Below are 25,306 nucleotides of genomic sequence, written 5' to 3'. Positions count from 1 at the left end.
CTCCTTTCACCCACCGCGAAATCTCGGTCGGCTTTCTGTTACGCCCGGTGAAGCAGGCGGCGCCTGCGCAGCAGCAGCGGCAGGGCCGGGAGGATCCAGGCGACGGGCTCCGGGCCCGACCCGTTGCAGCCGCCGCCCTCGCCTCCGCCGTCCTCCTCGAACGGCGGCGCCTCGACCACCTCCACCTCGAGGCGCGCCCGCGCGCTCCTGCCGGTGGGATCGATCACCTCGGCCACCACCGGCACCAGCCCCGGGGCGTCCACGGTGAAGGTGTGCTCCTGCAGGTTGGCGGGCCCCGCCTCGTAGCTCCGGTCGTAGCCCACGTCCCAGGAGACGGAGGCCTGCGCCCCGTCGCCGTCGGCGTCGTCCACCACCGCCCGCAGCGTGATCGGCCTGCCCGCCCAGGCGGCGCCCACCACTTCGAGCCGCAGGGCCGGCGGCGCGCCAGGCTCAACCGGCTGCCCCAGGATCGCCGCGGCGGCGTCGAGCTTGCCGTAGCCGTACGACTCGTTGGGCAGCTCCTCGCCGGTGTAGGAATCCCGGCGGGCGCTGCCGGTGAGGATCGCCTCCACCTCGTCGTGGGAGAGGTCCGGCTGCGCGGCGCGGAGCAGCGCAGCCACGCCGGCCACGTGCGGCGTCGCGCCGGAGGTGCCGCCGAAGCGGAAGTAGGCGCCGTGGCCCAGGCCCGCGGTGGACATGGGGGCGATCGGATCGTCGGGCGAGGAGATGTCGATGAGCGGCGCGCCGTCGATGCGCGGGCCCATGCCCGCATAGCCGCGCCGCGCGCCTGCCGCGCCGCCGCCCGGCACGTCCATGTCCATCACGCCGCCGTGGGCGCTCACCGCGATCACCGTGTCGGCGGTGGAGGGCGCCATCGCGCTGCCCGCATCACTTTCGTGATCGAGGAAGCTCACGCCGCGCGACCAGCCCGAGAGATCGTCCCACAGGAAGCCCCGGAGCCGCTCCACGCCGCCTGCGCTGGTGAGCCGCAGGGTGACCTCCTGCTGCGGCAGGGTGCTGCCTGCAGCGGGCGCCGCCACCAGCACGATCGAGCTGAAACCGCGGGTGCTCTGGGAGGCGTAGGCCTGCAGCTTCGCGCCGCCAGCCGTCGCCTGCAGCTGGGGCGCCTGCGAGCCGAGGCCGGTGAAGTCGGCGCTGCTGCCATCGGGCGCCTCCACCACCAGGTCGACGTCTTCGGGGCTCCCCGGGAAGCTGATCCAGAGGTAGAAGCCCCGGTAGCCCCTGCCGACGGTGCTCACCCGCACCGTCTCCGTGCCTTCGAGCGGCGCGATCTCCATCGACTTGCCCGCTGCAGCGGCGTTTCCTGCAGGCGCCACCTGGATCATGCCGCCGGCAGCGGCGCTGCTCACCGCACGCTCGAACGCCGAAGAGCCGTCCCAGGTGCCGAAGTCGTTCTGCTCCCAGAACATCACGTCGACGCCGACCTCCTTCGCCTGCCCGAGGGCAACCGCCGGGCTGCGGTTGGCGGCGAGGAAGAGCTCGGCGCCGGGGGCGACGCCGGTCCAGCGCCGCAGCCCGGGCCAGCCGCCGGCGACGATGCCCGTGGTGCCGGTGCCGTGGTAGGGATCGAGCGCCGGCACGTAGCTCGAGAGATCCACGCCACGCTCGTAGAGCTTCACCCCGCTGCTCCCGGCGTCGACCGAGATCGCCCGGACCTTCGAGGTTCCCAGCCGGACCAGCCGCTCGCCGACCTGCAGCTTGCCGTCGGCGTCGACGTCGTCCCCAGCGAAGATCGGCTCGCCGAAGGCGGGCACCGTGTCGTCGAAGCCCTTCGCCGCGCCGTGGTCCCGCTCGCCGTTGCCGTCGAGGTCGACGTAGAGCCACTCGATGCCGGGGTCGAAGCCCGGCGGGTTCTCCACCTCCGGCGCGCCGAGGCTGCTCGGTCCGCCGACCAGCGAGAGCGGTGCCTCGGGCGTCCCGTCGCCGTCGAGATCGACGAGGTCGCCTTCGCCGGCGACGCCGTCGCCATCGACGTCGGTGAACGCGTAGAGGCCGCCGTCGGGGAAGAAGAGGTCGGGGTGGAAGATGTCCCAGGCGCCCTCGTAGTCGCCGATGACGATCCCCTCGCCGAGGTTGGGAACGCCGGAGAGCGCCGGGTGCCAGATCGAGGGGACACCGAGCTGTGCGGTGGTCTCGACGAGGGGCCGGATCACGGTGAGTGGCGAGGCAGGCTCCACCGAGAGCACGCCGGGAACGGCGCCGACGGTCTCGAGCTGCTCGCGGTGCACCACCGCGCCGAGCACCTCGCCGACCAGGGCGGGGCTGCCGTCGGCGAGGCGCACCGGAACGGCCCCTGCCGCCGCGAGGGCGGCGAGCATCGCCGCGTCGGGGGCGCGATCGAGGACGATCGATACCTCGACCTCGGCGGCGACGAGGGCTGCAGGCGCACCGGGAAGCCGGGGCGGGTGGAGGAGGAGCGGCGACACCCCGGCGGCGAGGGCGGGGAGCGGCGCGAGGACCAGGGCGGCGAGGAGCGAACGCTTCATGGGCCCATGCTCGCTCGAATCCGGGCGCACGGATCCGTTCGAAAGAGCGAACGCAAGCGAAAAAGGCGTCGGAGGGCAGGAGCGCCGCTCGCAGGCGACAAATCTCGGTGGTCGGACCCCTCGCCCGGACCGGAGAGCGGCGACGGATTTCCACGGAGCGATGCGGCGTGCCTCCCCACCTCCCTGGGGGCGCACGACGCCAAGCCGTTGATTTTCCGGCCACCCTTCCCGAGGAGCATCCTTTGCTACCCCGCCGGGTCAGTAGGGCACCTCTTCCCCGATCGGGCAGGGGGGCGCTCGAAGGACGTTGCGTTCCGCGGCGCGCTTGCAGCGTGCCGGAAGCAATCCCGGGGAGGGGAGATGTGTTGTCGAGGTTTCGGTTGGCTCGCGGTGCTGGCAGCGGCGCTCGCGCTGGGCGCCTGTGGTGACGAGGGCGGCGGCCCGGGGGGGACCGGCGGCACGGGGGGCACGGGCGGCGCCCCGGCGGTCTGCGGCGACGGCGTGATGCAGGTGGGCGAGGGATGCGACCGCGGCGAGGAGAACAGCGACGATCGGCCCAACGCGTGCCGCACCGATTGCACGCTCTACCGCTGCGGCGACGGGGTCCGCGATCAGGGCGAGGCCTGCGACGGTGGCGCGTTCTGTACCGGCAGCTGCACGGTGATCGAGGGCTGCGGCAACGGCATCGTCGAGGGGGACGAGGCGTGTGACGACGGCGCCGGCAACAACGACGAGCTGCCCGGCGCCTGCCGCACCACCTGCGTGCTGCCTGCCTGCGGTGACGGCGTGGCGGACGAGGGCGAGGCCTGCGACGACGGGGCCGCCAACAGCGACACCGCCGCCGACGCCTGCCGCACCACCTGCGAGCTGTCGGCCTGCGGTGACGGCGTCGTCGACGCTGCGGAGAGCTGCGACGACGGCGCGGCGAACAGCGACACCGCCGCCGATGCCTGCAGGTCCAGCTGCGTTCCCGCCCGCTGCGGTGACGGTATCCTCGATGGAGAGGAACGTTGCGACGACGGCGAGGCGAACAGCGACAACGCCCCCGATGCCTGCCGCACCACCTGCACGGTGGCCACCTGCGGCGACGGCGTCGCCGACGCCGGCGAGGCCTGCGACGAGGGCGACGCCAACAGCGACGAGAACGCGGACGCCTGCCGCACCAGCTGCGCCCTCGCCACCTGCGGCGACGGCACGGTGGACAGCGGCGAGGCGTGTGACGCAGGCGCCGCCAACGACGACCACACCGCGGATGCCTGCCGCACCACCTGCAGCGTTGCCGCCTGCGGCGACGGCGTGGTCGACACCGGCGAGGCCTGCGACGACGGGAACACCGACGATCTCGACGGCTGCAGCGCCGCCTGCCTCTTCGAGGCGGTTTGCGGCGACGGGGTGCGCGAATACCAGGAGCGCTGCGACGACGGAAATGTCGCCGCCGGCGACGGCTGCGGCGCGACCTGCCTGCTCGAGACCGGGGTCTGCGGCGCCTCGATCGTCGATCTGAACCAGCGCGCCAACTTCAGCGGCGGGCAGGACTTCCTCTTCGACGGCACCCTGTTCGGCGCCGGCGACGACGCCAGCGGCTCCTGCTCCGAGGGCGACGGCGAGGACCTCACCCTCGCGCTCTGGGTGCCCCAGCGGGCGAGGGTCGAGCTGACCACCGAGGTGGGCCTGAGCCTGGAGAGCGACACCCAGCTCTTCGTCCGCGGGAACTGCGCCGACCCGGGCACCGAGCTCGCCTGCAACGAGGACGTCGCCGGCGACATGGGGCGCTATGCCTCCGCCGTCACCCTCGACGACGTGGCAGCGGGCACGCAGCTCTACGTCACCGTCGACACCTGGGGCGAAGGGGAGCCCGGTGGCGATTTCACCCTCGCCGGCCACATGGCCTGGCTGGTGGGCCGCGGCGAGGCCTGCGACCCTGCGGGCAGGGCCACGGTCTGCGAGACCGGCGACATCTGCGTCGCCTCGGTCTGCGTCCAGGCGATCTGCGGCGACGGCATCGTCACCCGCTCGATCGGCGAGATGTGCGACGACGGGAACACGACGGGCGGCGACGGCTGCGGATCCACCTGCCTCGTCGAGGGTGGCCTCTGCACCGACGCGCTCACCTTCACCTTCGACGCGACCACGAACGTGGGCACCGTCTCGGGTACCACCGTCGACGCCGGCGACGAGACCGCGCTCTCCTGCGCCGACGGCGCGATCAACGCCGACGCGTTCGCCACCTTCACCTCACCCATCGACGCAGCCTGGGACATCCGCTCCGCGGCGGACTTCAACACCGTGCTCGCGGTGCAGGCCACCTGCGGCGATGCGTCCGCCGAGCTCGCCTGCTCCAACAGCGCGCGCTTCGACCAGACCGGCGAGGACCTGCTCCGCATCGTCCTCGACGCCGGCGCGAGCGTGACCGTCGTGATCGACGGCTACGGCGCCTGGAACATGAGCCACGGCACCTTCACCCTCACCGCCACGCCGCTGCCGATTCGCGCCGAGGGCGCCGCCTGCGATCCGAGCGAGGCACTCGACGTCTGTGCCGCCGGCCTCTACTGCCACCAGACCCTCTCGCTCTGCACCGCGCCGGCCTGCGGCAACGGCTGGCTCGAGGACGGCGAGCAGTGCGACGACGGCAACACCGCAGCTGGCGACGGATGCAGCGACACCTGCAGCTACGAGGTGGTGATGGAGGTCGAGCCGAACGACGACGCCACGACGGCGATGTCGATCGCCACCGGCGTGACCTACCAGGGCGCCATCGACTCCTACGACATCGAGTACTTCGCCTTCGCGGCGACCGCAGGGACCACCTACGCGATCGAGACCTCGATCGGCTCGCTGGGAGCCTGCACCGCCAGCTTCCCCCACACCAACGACGCGACCCTGCTCCTCTACGACACCGACGGCAGCACCGAGCTCACCCGGTCGTGGACGAGTTCGCCCAACTGCCCCCGGATCAGCTTCACGCCCTCGGTGAGCGGCACCTACTACCTCGCCTTCCGGGAGTTCATGCCGCCGCCGAACAACAGCCGCACCATCGATCCCTGGTTCCTCTCGATCCAGTGACGACGCGGGCGCCGGCCCGGCCCCAGCGGGCCGGGCCGGCCATTGGTCAGGGCACCTGCGCCACGTAGAAGCCGTTGCGCTCCGCCTCCTGCGGCAGCGGCGACGCCACCGAGTAGACCAGCACGCCGTGCTGCAGCGTCATCGAGGTGACCTGCCCGTCGACGGGCTCCCGCACCTGCCGCGCGCCGTCGTGGAGCACGAGGATCAGGCCGTTCTCGCAGCGGCCGGTGCACTCGAGGAAGGCGACCGTGCCCGCCGGCGAGACCTGGAAGCCGGAGACGAAGCCGCCGCCGATCCGCTGTGGCTCGTCGGGCGTCTCCCAACGCAGAAGATCGACCCCCTGCGCGTCCGCAGCGGTGCGGATGAAGACGATGCCGCTCCCGTCCGGAATCCAGGTGAAGGTATTGCCGCTGGGATCGGCGGGCGCCCGGTGCTCGTCGCCGCTCGCGATCTCGACGATCGCCACCTCGCTGGCGAAGGTCATCAGCGCGAGCCGGCTTCCATCCGGGCTCCACTGCCAGAAGGCCGGGGCCGTATCGACGAGGTGGTCCGCGTCGGTGGCGGGGTTCCAACGGTGGAGCTCACCGGCGCTGTCGAGGATCACCACCCACTCGCCGCTTCCCGAGAACTCCGCCCGCTGCACCGAGCGCAAGCTGTAGCTCGCACGGTTCTCCGGCGCGTCGAGGGGCAGCACGTGGAGGACCCCCGCCTGCCAGCTCTCGCCCTCGATCCAGAGGATCCTGCTGCCGTCCCGGGAGAAGCGCAGCCAGGAGGTCGCGGAGCCCGAGGTGATCACCAGGTTCTCCGCGCCGGCCACCCGGTGGGCCACCAGCTCCGCGGTGCCGGCGCCGACGTTCTGCTGGAAGAGGATGGTCCCGCCGTCCGGCGAGACGAGGTGGCCGCCGTCGACGTCGCTGCCGATCACGCGCCGATCGCCGGTCTCTCCGTCCACCAGCACCAGGTCGAAGCGGGTGAAGCTGCTGTCCTGCTGCTGCAGCGCCAGCGCGAAGCGGCCGCCGGGGAGGATGCGCGTCACGCTCGCCCGCTGGCTGGAGCCGAGGGCGTAGTCCTCGCCGCTCGTTATATCGTAGAGCACCAGCCCGGCCGCCTCGTCGGCGTAGACGAAATGCCGCCCATCCGCGGCGAAGAGCCAGGGCTGCGGGCCACCGGGCCAGCTGAAGCCCTGCAGGCAGGGGCCGATCTCCCGGACCGTGCCATCCGCCCGCGTCCAGAGGTGGAGCGTGCAGCCTGCGTCGCCGTCGGCGGTCTGGTAGACCACCGCTGCGCCCCCCGGCACGATCGCGCCCTGCACCGAGCGCTCCGCCACCGTGGTCCGCTCCGCCGCTGCCCGATCCCAGAGCTGCAGCGGGCCGTCGACCGCCGTGCGCTCCTGGTAGAGCACCAGCCCGCCGCTCGCATCGAAGGCGAAGGAGGAGACGATGCCGCCCAGGGCCGTCTGCTCCCCGTCGTCCAGCTCCCAGAGCGTGAGCCAGCCGCCCAGCGTCCCGCTCGGGACGAAGACGAGCGCCGCATCGCCGCTGGGCGCCGGAAAGGCCTGGCCGCTGCTGGTGACCCAGCGCCCGAATTTGAGCTCGACCGCAGGCATCTGCCAGGTGCCGTTGATCACCGGCACGTTCTCCACCCGCTCGGTGATCCGCCCCGGCGCCTCGAAGGTCACCACGTGGATCCCGGCGGGAAGCGGCCCGAGCACGTAGTCGCCGTCCTCGTTGGTCAGGGTCTCGTACTCGGTTCCCTCGGCGCTCACCCGGATCCCGGCGTGATCCTCGAGGCCGAAGAGCCGCGCCCGGCCCGCGACGGAGCCGGTGCCGGGGAAGACGACGTGCCCGTCCTTGTCGATGCGGACGATGGTCCCGTCGCTGCACTGGATCACCTTCCCGCCGTCGTCGGCGCTGCCGATGGTGCAGGAGGTGTCCTTGTCGCCGTCGACCACGAGGACCGGGTCGGCGCCGGGGCAGGTGATGGTGCGGGTGCCGTCGCCGTTGTCCTCGACGGAGCAGGTGGCGGGATCCGATCCGCAGGCGGCGGCGAGCAGAGCGAAAGCCAGGAGCAGGAAGCGGAGGGCAGGGGACTTCATTCTTCGTTCCCGTTTTCGATCGGCTGCGGCGCCGGGAGGTTCGTGTCTTCGTCGACTTCTTCTTCTTCGGGCGGAGCGGGCGGGGGCGGCGGCGGCGGCAGATCGCGCGGGTAGTGGCTCACGTAGATCCCCGAGCGATCCTGCTCGACCGCAGGCTGGCTCACCCAGGCGATCCACCCGTCGTCGACGATCTGGTCGGTGACGCCGGCATCCACCGGGGTCATGCCACCCTGGTAGGCGGGCTCCTCTTCCTGCGGCGCGCCCAGGCGCACCGCACCGGGCCGATCCCAGAGCGCCACCACCCGCTCCCGGCGCACCGGCAGCGCGTCGGTGCGGAAGAGCACCCGGTCGGCGTTGGGGGTGGTCCGGTAGCCGTGGGTGATCCCGTCGCCGACCACCTCCTCGCCCCGGGCCAGCTCGCCGCGCAGCCCGGTGCGGTCGTAGCGGCGGAGCAGCAGCAGGGTCCCGTCCGCCACGAAGCGGCCGGTGGAGAACCATGCGTCGCTCCCCACCTGCTCGATCCGGCGGGTCTCCGGATGGAAGAGCCAGGCGTCGCCGAACGCCTCGCTCCGGGAGAAGCCGCCGTCGGTCACGTAGAAGAGCTGGCGCCCCGACGGATCCCACGCAGCCGGATAACTCGCCACGTTGGTGCCGAGGGAGACGCTCTGGTCGCTCCCCAGCTCGATCCAGAGGAGCTCCATGCCGTCGTGGTAGAGGAAGGAGCCGCCGTCGGGGGCGAAGAGCGGCAGCTCCTGCGCCACCTCGGAGAGGGTGCGCAGCCCTGCGCTGCTCCAGTGGTGGAGGCCGCCGATGGCGTCGAGGACGAAGAGGTGGCTGCCAGACGGGTCGAAGCTGAGCGCCACGGGCTGGCCGATCGTCGCGCGCACCGTCGAGGCCCGGCTCTCCCGATCCCAGGTCACCAGCTCGAATTCGACGAAGGAATCGGGCACCGCCCGGAAATAGGCGATCCCCGCACCGTCCGGCGAGAAGGTCGGGAGGTGCACGGAGGTGGCGATCTCGAAGCGCGAACCGGTGCGCAGGTCGCGGTGCACCAGCGCGCCCTCGCTCACGTAGAGGAGCTGGTTCCCCTCCGGACCGTAGATCAGCTGCGTGATCCCGGCATCGAGCGGCACCACCTCGTGCTGCCTGCCGTTCCAGAGGAGGTTGTCGCCATGCACGGTGGAGTAGACGAAGGAGCGGTCGTCCGGCGCGAAGGTGGGGAGCGGCTCGAAGGGGCCGAAGCCACCGACCTCCCCGAGCCCGGTGCCGCCTGCTGCGGCGAGGTCCCAGGCGACCAGGGTGAAGCCGCCACCTGCCTGCACCAGCGCCACCAGCGCGCCGCCGTCGTCGCTCAGCCGCCAGCCGAGTACGTCGCGCCCCACCGGGGAGCGGCGGCGGGTCGGGTGGTGCCAGACCTCGAGGCTGCTCCGCCCCTCCGCGATCCGCTCGTAGACGACGCCGTCGCCGTCCGGCGTCACCTGCCAGTTGGTGACGTTCCTGGCTACCTCGGTCATCCGCCGCGCGTCGACCTCGAAGAGCGAGAGCCGCACGTCTTCCTGGCCATGGACCACGACGATCTTCTCGCCACCGTCGGCGAAGGTCGCCGAGTGGACGTTGCCGGCGATCCGCTCGGTTCGCAGCGCCACCGGGTCGACGAGGTAGAGGTCGGAGCGGAGCGCGAGGAAGAGGTCGTCCCGCGGCGAGGGGACGAGGCTCCAATCCCTGCCGTCGAGGATCCGCCTGCCGATCCCGAGCTCGACGTCCTCGTTGGTCCAGGCCCCGGGCAGCACCATCAGCTCGCCGCGCACGTCGGGCTCGTAGCCCGGCGCGTCGAAGAGCACTTCGTGGAAGCCCGCCGGGACGTTCTCCAGAACGAACGCCCCGGTTTCGTCGGTCTCCGTCCGGATCTCGTGGTTCGCGAGCTTCACCTCGATCCCGGCGTTGTCCTCGCGCCCGAAGTAGCGCGCGGTGCCGCGGATGCCGCCCTTCGGCTGCTCCGTCTCGGTCGGCGGCAGCCGCACGCTGCTGCCGTCCGGGCAGATCATCGTGCGGCTACCATCCTGATTTTCCTCGAAGATGCAGCTGTCGGGACCATCGTCCCCACAGGCCGCCGCTCCCAGGAGAAGTGCCAGCGAGAGGGCCCGTACGTACCCGCTCGTCCATCGGCTGCAGCGCTCGCGTCCCCTCATACAACCCCGCAGCGGCCATGCATGTCCGTCCTCGCGCGCAGCGATCACCGCCCCTCGCTGCAGCGCCTCGGCAACCTCCCCGCCAGGGAGGGGCTGCCGTGACGGCATCCGGAAATGGTACACCAAAGGAGCGGGCGGGCCAGATCCCCCGGGCCGGTTGCCGGTCCGGGGACCGGTGTGGATGTTCCGCCGCCCGCAATGCACCGTTGGGGAGGTGCGATGATCCGGTTGTATACGGCGCTGGTATGCACGGCGCTGCTGCTCGGCTGCAGTTCCGATTCCGCGACGGTGGATGCCAGCGGCGAGTTGGTGGTGCGGCAGTCGGTCCTGGAGTTCCCGCGGACGTTCGTCGGCTACGACAGCACGGTCGATCTCGTCGTAGAGAATACGGGCTTCACGAAGATTCCCATCACTCTCAGCATCACCGGCCATTTCTCCATGCGTCGGGGCCGGGAGGTGATCGATCGCGGTGAGGTCCGCAGGCTCTGGGTGCGTTTCAACCCAGCGTTCGCCGGTCCGCAGACCGGTGTGCTGACGATGGAGATCGGGGGCGAGACGCGGCAGGTGCTGCTGAGCGGCACGGCGGAGAATCCGCCGCCCTGCAATCCGTCGGCGGCCTGCCGCGCGGTGGAATTCGATCCGGTGAGCGGCACCTGCACCGAGAGCGTGCTGCCCGACGATGCGCCGTGCACCAGCGGCAACCTCTGCCAGGTCGACGAGCGCTGCCTCGACGGGCTCTGCGTCGGCGAGGCGAAGTTCTGTGGCGACGGCAACGTCTGCACCGCCGACGCCTGCGATCCGGCGCGCGGCTGCGTCCACGTCGACCAGACCGCCGGCTGCCCGCAGCCCGCCAACCCCTGCGAGGTCCCGATCTGCGATCCCGACGACGGCTGCGGCGTCGCCGACGCGGTGGAAGGCACCCTCTGCGGACCTGCCGATTGCAAGCTCGCCTTCGTCTGCCTCGGCGGAGAATGCGAGGAGATCGGCGAGGATCTGCTCGAGGGCACCACCTGCATCGACGAATGCGGCGAGGGCACCTGCGAAGCCGGCGAGTGCGAGCGTCCCGACAACGATCGCCTCGAGCAGCTCTGGAGCTACCAGCCGCCGCAGGGGAGCGAGCTCCTCTTCCCGGGGATCAACGACGGCGCCGGCCAGCTCTATTGGATCGAGCGCGACGCCGCCGCCGTCACCCATCTCGTCTCCGCCACCTCCGGCGGCATCATCCGCTACCGGGCGCCTGCAGCTGGCGGCGCGCCGGTGAGCGAGCGGGGCCTCGTCCTCGAGGACGCGATGGCGCTCGTCGCCGGCGCCGACGAGGCGCAGGTCACCGGGCATCTGACCCGGGACGGCTCCTCGCCCTGGCGCCGCGATCTCCAGCCCTCGATCGACGAGCTCTTCACCTGCCCCTGCACCGTCGCCGACGGGAGCCTCACCAGGAGCGAGTCGGGCAGGGCCTTCTATGCCGCCAACGTGTCCGCCGTCGGCGAGAGCCCGGCGGGTTTCGTCGCCATGCTCCGCACCGGCAGCGGCGAGGTCGCCTGGACGCAGCAGCTCGAAGGTCCCATCGGCACGCCCATCGCCGACGAGGCAGGCAACCTCTACGTCCTCGTCGAGCAGGGCGCCGGCGCCGCCGTGCTGCTCTCCCTGGCGCCGGACGGCAGCGAGCGCTGGCGCATCGACACCGCCCTCGACGCGACGCCGCTCCTCGCCTGGGACGGCGTGGTGCTCCAGGCCATCGACCGGCTCCTCTCCGCGGAGGACGGCGATCCGGTCGGCCGCCTCCAGTTCACCGCTGCCCACGGCGCCTCTCCCCTCGCAGGCAGCGCCGGGAGCTGGGCCTTCACAACCACAGCGGAGGGCAACCTGATCGCGCGGGCTTTCAACCCCGAACGCGTCGGTACCGCGACCACCGGGCTCTTCGTCACGCCGCTCGGCACCCCGCCGCTCTGGAGCGAGCCGATCCTCACCAGGCGCGACAGCGCGCTCCTCTCCACCAGCACCCGCGGCGACGACGGCACGTGGACCCCGCTGCTGCGCGAGATCCTGCCGGACGGCGACGAAAAGCGGACCTGCGAGCTGGGCATCTCCGGCACCGTCACCGGCGCCACCAGCCTCCGCGCAGGCAAGTGGGTGGTGCGCACCGACGAGGAGGGCGTGGCGAAGCTCCGTGCCTACGAACTCCCCCTCGCCGACCCCGCGTCGACGGGCTGGGTCCATCCCCTCGGCAGTCCCGCAGGCGGAGGTCGGCCCCAGTGAAGCACCTCGCGCTCGCCTCGTTCCTGCTCGCGCTCGCCGCCTGCTCCTCCGACCCGCTCACCGCCGCCGAAGGCGAACTCCTCGTCCGCCCGGCGCGCATCGACTTTCCGGTGACCTACATCGGCTTCGATCGGGCGATTGGCGTCGAGCTCGAGAACACCGGTCGCGCGCCGCACCGGATCGAGCTCTCGGTGGAGCCGCCCTTCGCTGTGGATCCCGCAGCGGTGGAGGTCGCCGGCGGCGCCACCAGGGTCGTCCGGGTGGTCTACACGCCGACCGAGGAGCGGGAGTCGGAAGCGATCGTGCGCCTCTCCAACGGCGTGGAGATCCCGGTGCGTGGCGCGGGCCTCCCCGTTCCCGAATGCCCGCCGTCGGATCGCTGCGTCGCCATCTCCTTCGATCCGGACACCGGTCGTTGCGAGGAGGTGCGGGCGGAGAACGGCGCCGACTGCAGCGACGCCTGCTTCGAGGGGATCTGCGACGAGGGCGTCTGCCGCGGCAACGCCCGCACCTGCGACGACGCCGACGTCTGCACCGCCGACGCCTGCGATCCCGCCACCGGCTGCGTGCACTACGACCTGGCGGTGGAGTGCCCGGCGTCCGCCGATCCCTGCAGCGCGCCGATCTGCGATCCGGTCGGCGGCTGCACCTTCGCCGATGCGCCCGAGGGCACCAGCTGCGGCCCCGCCAACTGCACCACCTCCTTCGTCTGCCTCGCCGGCACCTGCACCGAGGTGACCACGCCGGAGGGCGGCGATTGCGGCGACAGCAGCCCCTGCCAGGAGCCGGGCACGTGCGTCGAAGGCGCTTGCATCCAGGATCCGCCCACGCCCCTCGAGCCCCTCTGGACCCAGCGGGCGGCACCGGGGGCGACCCTCCACTTCGACGGCGCCACCGACGGCCTCGGCAACGTCTACTGGGGCGAGTGCACCTTCGAATCCTGCGACCTGGTCTCGGTGACGCTGCGGGGCCTGCCCCGCTACCGGGAGAGCCTCTTCGTCGCGGACGTGGGCCGCTCGCCCACCGGCGGCGTCTCCATCGCCGGCGACATGGTGGTGAGCACCCTCGCGCCCGATCGGATCGAGGCCCGCAAGATCGCCGACGGCAGCCTCGTCTGGTCCCGGGATCTGCTCGCCGCCGTGACCGGGGAGAGCGAGCCGCCGGATCCCACCGCACCCGTGCGCTGGGTCGACGAAGCGGCGTCGCCGGTGATCGCCGAGGATTTCATCCTCGTGCCCCTGAACGGCTCGCAGGCCACCGAGGACGGCGGGATCGTCCCCTGGGGCGGCTGGGTCGTCGCCGTCCGCCGCGCCACCGGCGAGGTGGCCTGGGTCTTCCAGGCCGACGCGAAGGTCGGCGGCTTCGTCGGTGACGAGGGCGGCAGCGTCGTCTTCGCCCTGCGCGCCCACGACGCGGCGCCCACCGACGGCGGCTTCCTCGTCTCCCTCGGCACCACCGGCACCGAGCGCTGGCGGAAGGAGACGCCCTTCCAGCCGCCGCTCGCCACCCTGGGCGGCCTCTTCCTCCAGGCCACCGGGCAACTCCGCACCACCGCGGACGGTGGGGAGCACGCCCGGCTGCCCCTGCTGGTGCCGACCTACCCGCAGCGCAGCCCCCTCCTCGGCGGCCGCAGCCTCTACGTGATGGGGGTTCCCCTCGAACCCTGCGACGCGGGTAGCTGCCCGACCTGGGTGCCGCACCTCTTCCGCTTCGACCTCGACACCGGCGAGGAGTTCTGGCGCCAGCAGCTCTCCTCCGGCCAGACCTCCGAGCCCGTGCTCACCTCCGACCTCTCCGTGCTCTACGCCCTCCCCTCGGTGGGCGGCGGCAGCAGCAGGAGCTGGCTCACCGAGACCACCCTCGACCAGGAGTCGGTCTTCGTCTGCGCGCTGCCAGCGGGAGGGCGCTACGACGGCGCCGCCTCCCTGCACCAGGGGAGCTGGATCACCGTCGATTCCCGCAACGGCGAGGTGCAGGCCTTCGGCGTCCAGGAGCGCATCCACCCGGGCAAGGGCTGGATCACCGCAGGGGGTACGCCGCAGCGCTCGCACCGGCCCCGGTAGCTGCCCGCACCGCAGGTGGAGGCGGCTTCCTGCGCCCGGCGCGAATGCCGGGCGCAGGGCCGATTGTATTTGACCCGTGGCTACACTCTCCGACATGCAGGGGCCCCGCTTCGCGGCAGGGGAGAGGATGAAGGCAAGCTACGAGCTGATCGAGACGGGCGCCCGGGTGCCGATCAAGGCCTGGACCCGCGGGGTGCCCGTGGAGCAGGAGGCGGTCGCCCAGCTCCGCAACATCGCCTCGCTCCCCTTCGTCAGCGGCTGGATCGCCGCCATGCCCGACGTTCATCTGGGCATCGGCGCCACCGTCGGCTCGGTGATCCCGACCGAGGGGGCGATCGTCCCCGCGGCGGTGGGCGTCGACATCGGCTGCGGGATGATGGCGGTGCGCACGAGCCTGCGCTCCTTCGATCTGCCCGACGACCTCTCGAAGGTCCGCTCGTCGATCGAGGCGGCGGTCCCCCACGGCAGGACCCACCGCGGCGGCACGGGCGATCGCGGCGCGTGGAGCCATCCTCCGAAGAAGCACGCGCAGGCGTGGCAGCAGCTCGCCCCGGGCTTCGAGCGGATCGCGGCCAGGCATCCGAAGATCCGCCGCGGCGCCACCGTCGAGCAGATCGGCACCCTGGGCTCCGGCAACCACTTCATCGAGGTCTGCCTCGACGAGGAGGAGTCCGTCTGGTTCATGCTCCACTCCGGCTCCCGCGGCGTGGGCAATCGGATCGGCTCCTACTTCATCGAGCTGGCCAAGGCCGACCAGCGCCAGCACCTCGCCAACCTGCCCGATCGCGACCTGGCCTACTTCCGCGAGGGGGCGATCCACTTCGACGACTACGTCGAGGCGGTGACCTGGGCCCAGGACTACGCCCGGGTGAACCGCGAGCTGATGATGGGCGCGATGATCGGGGCGGTGCGCCGATCCGGACAGCTGCCGCCCTTCGAGCTCCGGACCGAGGTGGTCAACTGCCACCACAACTACGTCGCCCGGGAGAGCCACCTCGGCAAGGAGCTCTTCATCACCCGCAAGGGCGCGGTGCGGGCGGGCCCCGGCGAGATGGGGATCATCCCCGGCTCGATGGGCGCGCGCTCCTACGTGGTCCGCGGCAAGGGCAACCCCGAGAGCTTCCACTCCTGCAGCCACGGCGCCGGCCGGAAGATGAGCCGCACCGAGGCCCGACGCCGCTTCAGCCTCGCGGAGCACGCCGCCGCGACCGCCGGGATCGAGTGCCGCAAGGACGAGGGCGTCATCGACGAGACCCCCGGCGCCTACAAGCCGATCGAGGCGGTGATGCGGGCGCAACGCGACCTGGTCGACATCGTGCACGAGCTCCGCCAGGTGGTCTGCGTCAAAGGTTGATAGCGTCACTCCCTCGGCACCGGCCGCTTCGGCCGCGGGAGCGCCAGATGAGCGACCTCTCCTTCCACGTCGGAAATGCAGCGGACTACCCCGACTACGTGCGGCTCTTCGCAGAGCTGCAGATCCCCGATCCGCCCGTCCCGCCGGAGGAGTGGGCTGCGGCCTGGGCCCCCCATTCGCTCTTCCTCGCCAGCGGTGGCAGCAACGTCGCCTACGCCCTCGCCCACGCCTACGGCGCCACCGCCCACGTCTTCCATCTGGCGGTGGACGGGGCGATGCGCCGCAAGGGGCTGGGCAGCGCGCTCTTCCGCGCCCTCGGCGCGCGGCTGCTGCAGGTGGGCTGCACGAGGGTGCGGCTCAACGTGAAGGCGGGCAACGACGCGGCGATCCAGCTCTACGCCGGTCTCGGCCTCGAGGTCCACCACCGGGCCCAGGTGCTCCGCCTGCCCTGGAGCGCCGCCGGGCACCTCCCGCACGGCGTCGCCGACGTCCGCCCGGTGAATCCGGCGGAGGACGCCGCCCTGGAGCGCCGCCACGATCTCCTCGAGGGACAGATCGCGCGCTGGCGCGAGCGGGACGAGAGGCTCTTCGTCGCCGCAGGGGGGGACGGCTTCGCCCGCTTCGTGCCGGGGCTGGGGGCGATGCCCTTCTGCGCGCCGGGTACCGGCTGCGCCCGCGCCCTCCTCGAGGCGATGCGCCCCCACGCGCCGCCTGCGGCGAGCCACCTCCAGCTGGTGATCGAGGCGCAGGACGATCTCGCCCTCGCCCTCCGCGATGCAGGCGCGACGCTCCTCTTCGAGATCTTCCAGATGCGGGGGCCGATGCCGCGTTAGCGGCGCCTGCGCAGGAGGGGCGCGAGGCCGAGCAGCCCGATCCCGGTGCCGGCGCAGCCCGCAGGCGCCGCCTCCTCCCGCTCCATCGCCAGGGCGGCGGCGGCGGGGGCGGGAAAGAGGGCGAGATCGTCCACCTCGACCACGCCCGCCTCGCGGAGCGAGATCCCGACGCTCAAGGCCGTCGCCTCCGCCGGCAGCGCCGGCAGGCCCCACCGGAGCTCGGTCCACGCCTGTGCCGGCTCGAGCAGCGGGCCCTGCGCCCACCAGCTCCACGTCCCCGCCTCGTCCCGGATCCAGGCCACCGGCCGCGCCGCCGCCCCGGTGCGGTACCAGCCGGCGAAGGCGTAGCGCGCCTGCAGCTCGATCTCCGTCGCGCAGCCCCGCACGTCCTGCCGCACGCGGAGCTTCCGATCGCCGCTCTCCCAATCGGTGATGGCGATCCGGACGCCTGCCCCGCTGCGCCCCTCGCTCCGCTCCACCACGCCCTCGTTCGCGCCGTAGCGGGCCGCCTCCCAGCAGTCGGGGATCCCGTCCCCGTCCTCGTCCTCTTCGAGCGACGCGTTGCGAAGGAGATTCCCCGCCGCCGCAGCGGGTAGCTCCTCGGCGGGCCCACGACGCCCGGGCAGGAGGGGGCCGCCGATCACCTCGGCCATCGTCCGCACCTGCGTGCCCCGGTCCCCGAGCCAGGCGACGAAATCGGCGAAGACCACCGGATCGATCGCGTAACCCGAGCACCCGGTGCAGATCCGGTGGAAGACGAGCTGCACCCAGCCGCCACCCGCAGCCTCGGCAGCGAGCACGTGCCCCTGCAGGGTCGCGAGGCTGGCGTCGTCGCGGATCGAGGAGACGGTCCGGATCGCGAACCGGTCCGGCGGCGGGATCTCCTCCGCCGCCGGGCAGCCGTCGCATCCGTCGGCGGCGCGCAGGCCGCCTGCGTCCCGGGCTGCGTCGTAGCCGCAGGCGTGGACCACCCACTGCGTCGCCGGCGCGTCGCCGCCGAAGGGATAGGCGAAATGGCGGGCCTCGAAGCCCCGGGAGAGGAGGGCGATCCGGTCGTCGCAGATCTGCCGCAGCTGCTCGTCGAGCGGGAGGAGCGGCAGCTCGGCGTGATCGAGGGTGTGGCCGCCGATCCCGTGGCCCCGCGCCGCCAGATCCTCGACCTCCTCCCAGCCGAGATGGCCGGGGGTCCCGATCCTGCCGGTGTTCAGGAAGAAGTCTCCCCGGTGGCCGTGGTGCTCGAGGAGCGACGCCGCTGCGTGGTGCTCGGCGAGGCCGTCGTCGAAGGAGAGGCCCACCACCGTCTCCGCCTGCGCCGGTGTGCAGAGCAGCGCGGCAGCGGTGCCGAGGACGAGAAGGAAGCCGGGGTGGCGCATCGCCGGGAAGATGGGCCCTCGCTCCGATAAGGGAAGGCGGCCGGCACGCCCAGAGACGAGAGACCCCCACCAGAAGGTCGGAGAGGGGGGTGGTGCCCTCAGGCAAGCAGGCCCACGTTTGTCTCGTTGGGCGGGAGATCACGCCTGCGACGGTGTGCACGGGCGAGGCAGGGAGGCGTTGGGGCGGGCGCGGGCGTCGCGTTGTGTCCTCTACATCGATATGGAGTTGTTCCCAATCCAGCTGCTCATCCTCGTGGTGATCATGAACCGCTACGTACTCGGCGGTTTCCTGAAGCGCCTGCGAGGCGAGCGGTTCGACGAAACCACCGACGATTACGAGCCTACCGTGGCGATCGTGATCCCGCTCTTCAACGAGGGGCGCGGCATCTACGACACGGTTTTGAGCCTCCTCGAGCAGGACTACCCGAAGGAGAAGCTCCAGATCGTCGTGGTGGACGATTGCTCGGGCGACGACAGCTACGAGTGGGCCTGCAAGGCGGCGGAGGGACGACCCAACGTCAAGGTGATGCGCAACCCCCACAACATGGGAAAGCGCATGGGCATCAACCGCGCGGTGCGGGCCACCGAGGCCGAGATCATCGTCTCCGTCGACTCCGACGTGCTGGTGGACAAGGCCGCGGTGCGGCAGCTGATCCGCCGCTTCGTCGCCCCCGAGATCGCCGCGGTCGGCGGCCGCACCTTCGTGAGCAATTTCAACGAGAACTGGCTCACGCGCATGCTGGAGATCAAATTCTACTTCTCCCAGGAGTGGCTCAAGGACATCGAGCGCGCCTACCGCTCGGTGATGTGCCTCTCCGGCTGCCTCACCGCCTACCGGCGCCACGTGCTCCTCGATCTCGAGCCGATCCTCGAGGACCGCAGCGTGCTCGGCGTTCCCATCCGCTACGGCGAGGACCGCTTCCTCACCAGGCAGATCGTCAAGGCCGGCTGGCAGACCTGCTACACCACCGACGCCTTCTGCTTCACCGCTGCGCCGTCGAAGATGTCCAACTACTTCTCGCAGCAGCTGCGTTGGCGGCGCTCCAACCTCATCGACCTGATGGGCGGCATGAGCCACGCGTGGCGGCTCCACCCGCTGGTGGCGCTCCACTACCTCTCTCTCTTCGCGCTGCTCATCGCCTACCCCGTCAAGATCCTCCACTCGGTGGTGAACGACGAGTTCTTCGACGTCACCGTCTTCCACGCTGCCTTCGTGGCGGTGCTCGGGGTGCTCTACCGCCACGGCACCCGGCATCTGCCCGAGGAGCGGCGGGTACCAGCGGCAGCCTTCCTGCCCATGGTCTTCCTCATGCCGGTGACCTACCTGCTCTTCACGCCGCTGGCGCTCCTCACCCTCGACTCGGGGAGCTGGGAGACGCGCGGCAGCGCCGGCAACGTCACCGGAATCGACACGAAGGCGGCCAACCAGGACGACGACGAGCGCGCGGAAGCGCGGCCCGCCTGATCTTCAGCGACGAGGCACGGACGAGATGAACGACAAAAAGCTGGTGAACACGCTCAACTCGACGATCGTATCGCTCTACAAGGCGATGGGGTTCGGTGTTCTCACCCTGATCCTCGGCGGTCTCCTCGCCTACCTCGGCCTCCACGGCTTCTTCCTGGTCAATCGAAGCTGGGTGGCGCCGACGGTGATCTCGCCGAGCGACGAGCGGATCCTCGAGCTGAACGCCAAGACCGCGGCGCAGGCCGCCGCCCGCGAGAAGCTGGTGGCGGAGCGCCTCGAGCTCCGCACCCGCCTGGACGACGCGCAGCGGATCATCGTGGCGGAGGAGAGCTTCCTCGAGCGCTTCGACGTGGCCATGCACGCCGACCGCTCCTTCCGCGCCCGCGAGCTCGGCGAGCTCCTCGCCCTGCGGGAGAAGCAGCTGCACACGCGCCGGGAGTTCGACACCTCGAGCATCCCCTACGCCGGCATGGCGAAGGAGCGGGCGCAGATGCTCCAGACCGCGAGCCTGCTCGACCGCGAGGCCTTCCTCACCACCAACCACCAGCTGGCGCAGCTCGGCCACAGCAACTTCCTCCTCGCGGAGAAGGAGGTGGATCTCGACACCCGGATTCAGGAGCTGCGCCGCGACATCCGCGCCATCGACGCGGTCTCCAGTGGCGACGCGAAGGGCAAGCCCGGCGGCAGCGTCGGCGTGCTCAAGCTGCAGCAGGAGCGCACCGAGGCGGAGCTCGAGCTCGCCCGCGCCAGGGAGCTCGCCGCGGCGCTCGAGGAGAACCTCCGCTCGATCGACGGCTCCATCGCCCGCTACGACCAGCTCCTCGCCGCGATCAAGAGCTCGCCCTACCTCAAGGCGATGGAGGGGAACCTCACCGTCGCCTTCGTGCCCTACCACAACATCGAGGCGGTCGAGCCCGGCGAGGCGCTCTACGGCTGCGACCTCGGGCTGATCTGGTGCAGGCAGGTGGGCTCGGTGGCCCGGGTCCTCGACGGCGAGGTGAACAAGAAGCACCCGATCCGCAACCTCATCCTCCGCGGCGCGATGGTGGAGGTGGAGCTGCAGGACGAGAGCTGGGCGATGGAGGATCTCCTCCACCTCGGCCATGCCCCCTTCTACTTCTAAGGCCAGGAGCAGCGACGAATGGGAAAGAGAGCCGCATTTGCCGTGGCCCTGGCCGCGGCCCTTGCTCCCGGTCTCGCCGGCGCGCAGCAGCCGCCGCCGGCAGACGCACCGCCGGCGTCGCCGCCGCGCCCCGCGGACAGGCAGCAGCAGCGCGGCCCCGAGGCAGCGGTCGCTGCCGGGGCGTCCGGCTATTGTGAATACGTGGAGGCGGTGGCCGACGCGGAGACGGCGCTCCTCGCGGCGCCCGACCTCTTCGGCAGCATCGGCGTGGTGAACGTCGGCGAGGCGGAGGGCGGCGTCACCCTGGGCGAGCCGCGGGGCCGGCTCACCCTCGGCCTCGAATACGACTTCATCGAGCTGTGGCGGGGGCTCGAGCTCCAGAGCCACGCCGAGGCGGAGTGCCGCCGCTACCGCGCCAGGACCACGCTGGAATCCGCGGTGCGGGCGGGCGCCGAGGTCGGCGCGGCGCCGGCGCTCGCCGCGCGGGCGCAGGTGCTGGCGGAGGCGCTGCCCTACGCCGAGGCGCTGCTCGAGCAGATGCGCGGCGACGTCCGCGAGGCCCGCGCCACCGTCGACGAGGTGGACGTGGTGCGGCTGCGGCTCGACCAGCTCCGCAGCGAGGCGCGCGACGTGGTGGTGGCGCAGCAGCGGATCGAGTCGCTGCCCCATGGGGCGCGGGGCCCGCTGGTGAGCGCGATCCAGAGCTACCGCAGCGCCGACGCCGAGGTGGAGCAGATCGAGGGGGGCATCCGGAACCTGAGGTCGTGGGGCCTCGAAGTCCGCGGCGGCTACGACGAGATCTTCGACCTCGAGCAGGACGTGCCGCTCTTCGGCCTCGTCACCCTGCGCTTCGACCTCGGCGGCCTCTGGATCCCCGGCGCCAACGAGCGCGCCCGCGAGGGCAGGCGGCGCTGGATCGAGGAGGACGTGATGGGCGCCGACCGCCGGGTCTCCGAGCTGGTCGGGCAGCTGCGCAGCGTGCGTGACGCGGAGAAGGCCCGCCTCGCCGAGGTGACGCTCCTCGTCGACGATCTCGCCAGGCAGCTGCAGGAGGTGAAGGGCCTCGGCACCAGCAGGGTGCGGCGCTACGAGACCTTCCTCTTCTTCGAGCTCACCAGGCTCCGGGGCGAGCAGGCCTACCTGCAGGCCCACGTCGGCGAGATCGATCGGATCCTCGGTTCCGTCGGGCCGTGAGGCGGCTGGGGATCTTCGGGATCGGGGTGGCGATCGCCTTCGCGATCGCGAGCGCCCGGGCGCACGAGCCCGTGGAGCGTCTCGCCCCCGTGGCCCTGCAGGGACTCGACGTGACCCTGGGCGCCCTGCGCGAAGCGGACGGGCGTCTTCTCGTCGAGGCGGCGAAATTCCGCGCGGTGGCGCTGCGCCGCACCGCGCCGGTGGCCGAGCTCGACTTCACCTACGTCGGGCCCACGGAGCAGGCGGCGCCGCTTGCCTCCGGCGAGTTGCGCCGGCAGCTCGGCCTCAAGCTCCGGGCAGCGGACGGCTGCAACCTCGTCTACGTGATGTGGCGGATCGATCCGAAGCCGGCGCTGGTGGTCTCGATCAAGCGCAACCCGGGCAAGCGCACCCACGCCCAATGCGGCGCCGGCGGCTATCGCAACGTGAAGCCCGAGCGCGCCGTGCCGCTCCCGAAGCTGCAGCCCGGGGAGCGCCACGTGCTCCGGGCGGCGCTCGCGGGGGATCGCCTCGTGGTGCAGGTCGATGGCAGGGCGGTCTGGGAGGGAGCGCTGGGCGAGGAGATCCTCGCCTTCGACGGTCCGGTGGGCCTGCGCACCGACAACGCCCGGGTCGCGTTCCAGCTCCGCATGCCGTAGCGCGTTCCCGTCGCTCCAAAGCAGAAGGGGCGCCGCGCTCCTGCACGGCACCCCTTCGTGATCCGGCCCGTCAGCGCAGCGCTACGCGGCGCCGCCCGCAGGTGCCTCCTCGTTGGCAGCAGGAAGTGCCTCCTCGCGCTTCTCCTCGCCCTGCACCACCGGCAGCGCGTGGAGCGAGGTGGCGTTCATCGTGCACTTGCCGCCCTCCTCGAGGTCGAATTGCCAGCGGTGCCGCGGGCAGACCAGGTAGCGGCCCCCCTCGACCCAGGCCTCGGAGAGATCCGCCCCCTGGTGCGGGCAGTAGCGGTGCACCGAGAAGCATCTGCCCCCGGCCTCCACCGTCATCCGCTCCTGCCGCGACTCGGCTGCCACCACCGCCTCGCAGAACGCCGGAAGGTCCGGCGCCTCGATGGCGAGGAAGCCGTGGAGGATGGCGTCGTAGTCGTCCGGGTTCCGGCTCATCTTCATCCGCATCGCCAGGAGGAAATCCTCCCAGGTGAGTAGGCCGTCGAGGACCCTGGCCACGTCGGAGGCGCCGGCGCGGAAGGTGTAGCGCTTCTCGTCGAGGATCTTCGTCACCGGTTCCACCCGGCGGCGCTGGAAGTCGACCCGGAGGAAGAGATCCGGCTGCTCCTCGAGGCTCGCGTAGAGCGGCAGCGCCACCCGGTCGTGGAGCGGGAGGTTGTCGAGCTTGCGCTGCAGCTCGGCGGCGAGGTTCACCAGGGTCGCCTCGATCTCCTGCTTGGAGAGGTTCCGATGGCGCGCGTCGAAGAGCGGCTTCATCCGCTCGGCGTAGGCCCGGACGTAGCTCTCGAAATTCTCGTCCGTGACCCGCTCGGCTGCGAGGTGGACCCAACGGAAGGTCTCGGCGTCGAGCACGTCGCCGGGCATGGGCTCGGCGAGCTCGGTGGCCATGTTCTTCAGGCGCTTCTGGAGGAACGCGAAGAACTTGCCCGCCCGGGGAAAGATGTTGAGCTCTTCGAAATTGAGGTGGACGAGCTTCGGGTCGAGGAAGCAGGCCGGTCCCGCGGAGCCGAGGAAGATCCGTGGCTTGAGCACGTCTATGCCGCGGGCCACCGCCTCGAATTTGGAGAACATCTTCTTCCGCGAGACGGTCTGGTACTGCTTCTTCTCGTACTCGTAGCAGGGCGGGTGCCAGATCGCGCCGGAGAACTGGCCGGTGAAGACGTGGACGGGCCCGTCCTCCCTGGCGATCCGGGGCATTCGGTCGTGGAGCTTGCAGTCGTTGATGTTGAGGAAGGTGCGCCCTTCCGCGTGGACGAGCAGCGCCGAGTCGCGGTTGAGCCCCGAATCCTCGACGAAGACCTTGATGTGCCCCCCGCCGGGCAGCGGGATCTGCTGGCCGTCGTCGCAGACCACCATCTCCTTCGCGCCGTAGCCAGCGAGGCTCTCCCGCATCTCGGGGCGGCGGAAGCGCGCCAGCACCAGGGTGAAGTCGCGCCGCTCGATGGTGTCGAGGAAGGCAGGATCGAAGTGATCCTTGTGCTCGTGGCTCAGGTAGAGGTACCGGGCCTTCGAGCCGTCCTGCAGCTTTTCGCGGACCAGGTCGGCCATGTGGTGGTTCTGCGGCAGCTGCATCCAGGCCGAGTCGAAGGCCCCCTCGCGGGAGACCCAGGGATCGGCGACGACGATCGCCTCTGCCGTCTCCACGAGAAAGCCGGCGTGGCCGAGGAACGTGATCAACATGGGCGCTCTTCCCCCGCTGGCGGAATGATGAAGCCCGTCCTGCCGCATCGCAGGGCCGGTGGGCCGGACGTGCCGGCAACCGAGCAAACGGTGGGGTTGTTGCGCCTTACCTGCCACCGTCCGGATGGGCAGGGTGCGGAAACGAAACGAGGCGTGGACCGATGGGTCCACGCCTCGGGGGCGCTGGCGCCTGGAGCGGGCGTTACTCGATCTCGCGGACCGAGAGCCACTTGAAGTCGACGTCCTGCGCGCTGTCCCAGCGGAAGGTGGCGATGGGGCCACCCCAGGTCATCGGCATCGCCGCGTCGGCGGCGCCGCAATGGGCCGAGTCGCCGCCCCAGGTGCCGTCGTCCACCAGCTCGTAGACCTTGGACCAGCTGGTGCCGTCGCCGGCCTCGTCCATCCAGAGCTCGAGCTGCACCGCGGTGGCGCCGTCCTTCTCGACGTTCCGCATCACCGACTTGAAGCCCACCCAGCGGCCCACGATCGAGGAGGTGGCCTCCTCGTACGGACCCTGGTCGTAGGCGACGTGCCAGGACTCCTTCTCGTAGCGGACGCGGCCGTCGTAGTGGAGGCCGCCCTTGTACGAGGAGCCTTCGCACGGGTTGTCGTCGTTGTGCTTCCCGCCGCGGGCGTACCACGCGAAGTTGTCGGTGGAGCCGCCGGCGTCGTTCACCTTCACGTAGCCGGTGATCTCGACGTTCTTCCAGTCGTTGGGCGCCTGCATGTAGCCGCGGTCCGCCAGGAGCTCGCGGTCGGTCTCGACGGCGGCGGGATCGTAGCCGGTCGAGGTGGTGACGCCCATGCGGACCTTGCCGGAGCGCATCTTCCAGGAGCCGTCTTCGTTGGCGGTGACCGTCTCTTTGGGATCGAAGCGCGGATCCTTCGTCGGATCGTCGGCGAGGATCCAGCTCTCGCCGCCGACCTTCGAGGGATAGAGCATCGTCACGCCGAACGCGTCGACCTCGTCCTGCGGCTCGGGGAGCGGCTCCGGCTCGGGCGCCGCCACCGGCTGCTCTGCCTCGGGGCCTGCTGCAGGCGGCGTCTGGGGCGAAGCGGTGGCGCCCTTGTCGGAGCCGATGGCGTCCGAGGCGGAGGAGCCGCCGGACGAACCGGAGCAGGCGGTGGTGGCGAGTGCAGCGGCGAGCGAAGCGACGAGGACGAGGCGGATACGCAAAACGGGGAAACTCCTGTGGCGGATTGGACCGGCGTTCATCGTCTCGCCGGTATCGCGTCGCGGGAGGCACAGTCGCCGTCTTCTCCGCTGCGATGGTTCGGGTTTGCCACAGCGCCCCATCGCATTGCGAGAGACGGGCTGCGTGCGGCCTGCTGGCCTGTGTAGAGGCGAGCGACGCGCAGTACGTGGGCGGAGCGCCATACACCTCGCACCGCGAAACGCGTCCTGGCGGGAGCTGCGGGAGATGGGGCGGAGAGCTGGCTGGCGGT

Annotated in this window: 15 protein-coding genes; 9 read left to right on the top strand and 6 right to left on the bottom strand. The window is 71.4% G+C overall.

The genetic code is table 11. The features are described 5' to 3' along the window. Positions 1-38 precede the first annotated feature (38 nt). The gene (locus ACESMR_RS14280) at positions 39-2,507 is read right to left on the bottom strand and encodes a S8 family serine peptidase (RefSeq protein ID WP_373047770.1); all 2,469 of its coding nucleotides are present in this window, start codon (positions 2,505-2,507) and stop codon (positions 39-41) included. 360 nt (positions 2,508-2,867) lie between these two features. On the opposite strand from ACESMR_RS14280, the gene ACESMR_RS14275 reads away from it, so the two are divergent. Beyond that, positions 2,868-5,570 carry a DUF4215 domain-containing protein gene (locus ACESMR_RS14275; protein ID WP_373047769.1) on the top strand — a complete coding sequence of 901 codons (2,703 nt, stop codon included), beginning with the start codon at positions 2,868-2,870 and terminating at the stop codon, positions 5,568-5,570. A gap of 46 nt (positions 5,571-5,616) precedes the next feature. Here the strand turns inward: ACESMR_RS14275 and ACESMR_RS14270 are convergent, their stop codons facing one another. Together ACESMR_RS14270 and ACESMR_RS14265 are read right to left on the bottom strand one after the other, a co-directional pair. After that, positions 5,617-7,665: a hypothetical protein gene (locus ACESMR_RS14270; RefSeq protein ID WP_373047768.1), complete on the bottom strand. Its 2,049-nt coding sequence runs from the start codon at positions 7,663-7,665 to the stop codon at positions 5,617-5,619. Further along, positions 7,662-9,710, bottom strand: a complete 2,049-nt coding sequence (locus ACESMR_RS14265) for a hypothetical protein (RefSeq protein WP_373047767.1) — start codon at positions 9,708-9,710, stop codon at positions 7,662-7,664. The genes ACESMR_RS14270 and ACESMR_RS14265 overlap by 4 nt, the downstream gene beginning before the upstream one ends. A 363-nt stretch (positions 9,711-10,073) precedes the next feature. Between ACESMR_RS14265 and ACESMR_RS14260 the strand changes: the two genes are divergently transcribed. From ACESMR_RS14260 to ACESMR_RS14245, 4 genes are all read left to right on the top strand, one after another. Beyond that, positions 10,074-12,110, top strand: a complete 2,037-nt coding sequence (locus ACESMR_RS14260; protein WP_373047766.1) for a PQQ-binding-like beta-propeller repeat protein — start codon at positions 10,074-10,076, stop codon at positions 12,108-12,110. Beyond that, complete coding sequence (locus ACESMR_RS14255) at positions 12,107-14,173, top strand: hypothetical protein (protein WP_373047765.1); 2,067 nt, start codon at positions 12,107-12,109, stop codon at positions 14,171-14,173. Before ACESMR_RS14260 ends, ACESMR_RS14255 begins: the two co-directional genes overlap by 4 nt. 127 nt (positions 14,174-14,300) lie before the next feature. Continuing rightward, the gene (locus ACESMR_RS14250; RefSeq protein WP_373047764.1) at positions 14,301-15,527 is read left to right on the top strand and encodes an RtcB family protein; all 1,227 of its coding nucleotides are present in this window, start codon (positions 14,301-14,303) and stop codon (positions 15,525-15,527) included. Between the two features lie 47 nt (positions 15,528-15,574). Continuing rightward, complete coding sequence (locus ACESMR_RS14245) at positions 15,575-16,360, top strand: GNAT family N-acetyltransferase (protein WP_373047763.1); 786 nt, start codon at positions 15,575-15,577, stop codon at positions 16,358-16,360. Here ACESMR_RS14245 and ACESMR_RS14240 read toward each other — a convergent pair. After that, a complete protein-coding gene (locus ACESMR_RS14240) occupies positions 16,357-17,733 on the bottom strand; it encodes a polysaccharide deacetylase family protein (RefSeq protein ID WP_373047762.1) in 1,377 nt (458 codons plus the stop codon). The genes ACESMR_RS14245 and ACESMR_RS14240 overlap by 4 nt on opposite strands. Positions 17,734-17,953: 220 nt before the next feature. Between ACESMR_RS14240 and ACESMR_RS14235 the strand changes: the two genes are divergently transcribed. The 4 genes from ACESMR_RS14235 to ACESMR_RS14220 are packed head-to-tail and all read left to right on the top strand — an operon-like array spanning position 17,954 to position 22,153. Then, positions 17,954-19,198 carry a glycosyltransferase gene (locus ACESMR_RS14235; protein WP_373047761.1) on the top strand — a complete coding sequence of 415 codons (1,245 nt, stop codon included), beginning with the start codon at positions 17,954-17,956 and terminating at the stop codon, positions 19,196-19,198. 25 nt (positions 19,199-19,223) lie between these two features. After that, positions 19,224-20,321, top strand: coding sequence for a hypothetical protein (locus ACESMR_RS14230; RefSeq protein WP_373047760.1), 1,098 nt, complete (start codon positions 19,224-19,226; stop codon positions 20,319-20,321). A gap of 18 nt (positions 20,322-20,339) precedes the next feature. Continuing rightward, positions 20,340-21,515 carry a hypothetical protein gene (locus ACESMR_RS14225; RefSeq protein ID WP_373047759.1) on the top strand — a complete coding sequence of 392 codons (1,176 nt, stop codon included), beginning with the start codon at positions 20,340-20,342 and terminating at the stop codon, positions 21,513-21,515. Then, the gene (locus ACESMR_RS14220; RefSeq protein ID WP_373047758.1) at positions 21,512-22,153 is read left to right on the top strand and encodes a hypothetical protein; all 642 of its coding nucleotides are present in this window, start codon (positions 21,512-21,514) and stop codon (positions 22,151-22,153) included. The genes ACESMR_RS14225 and ACESMR_RS14220 overlap by 4 nt, the downstream gene beginning before the upstream one ends. An 81-nt stretch (positions 22,154-22,234) precedes the next feature. Here ACESMR_RS14220 and ACESMR_RS14215 read toward each other — a convergent pair whose 3' ends face one another. After that, the gene (locus tag ACESMR_RS14215) at positions 22,235-23,860 is read right to left on the bottom strand and encodes a Rieske 2Fe-2S domain-containing protein (RefSeq protein ID WP_373047757.1); all 1,626 of its coding nucleotides are present in this window, start codon (positions 23,858-23,860) and stop codon (positions 22,235-22,237) included. A 202-nt stretch (positions 23,861-24,062) separates the two neighbouring features. Further along, complete coding sequence (locus ACESMR_RS14210) at positions 24,063-25,037, bottom strand: carbohydrate-binding protein (RefSeq protein WP_373047756.1); 975 nt, start codon at positions 25,035-25,037, stop codon at positions 24,063-24,065. Positions 25,038-25,306 lie beyond the last annotated feature (269 nt).

This window comes from Vulgatibacter sp., assembly GCF_041687135.1.
Classification (GTDB): domain Bacteria; phylum Myxococcota; class Myxococcia; order Myxococcales; family Vulgatibacteraceae; genus JAWLCN01.
Note: the sequence above shows the minus strand (reverse complement) of the source record. Positions and strands in the feature narration are given on the sequence as shown.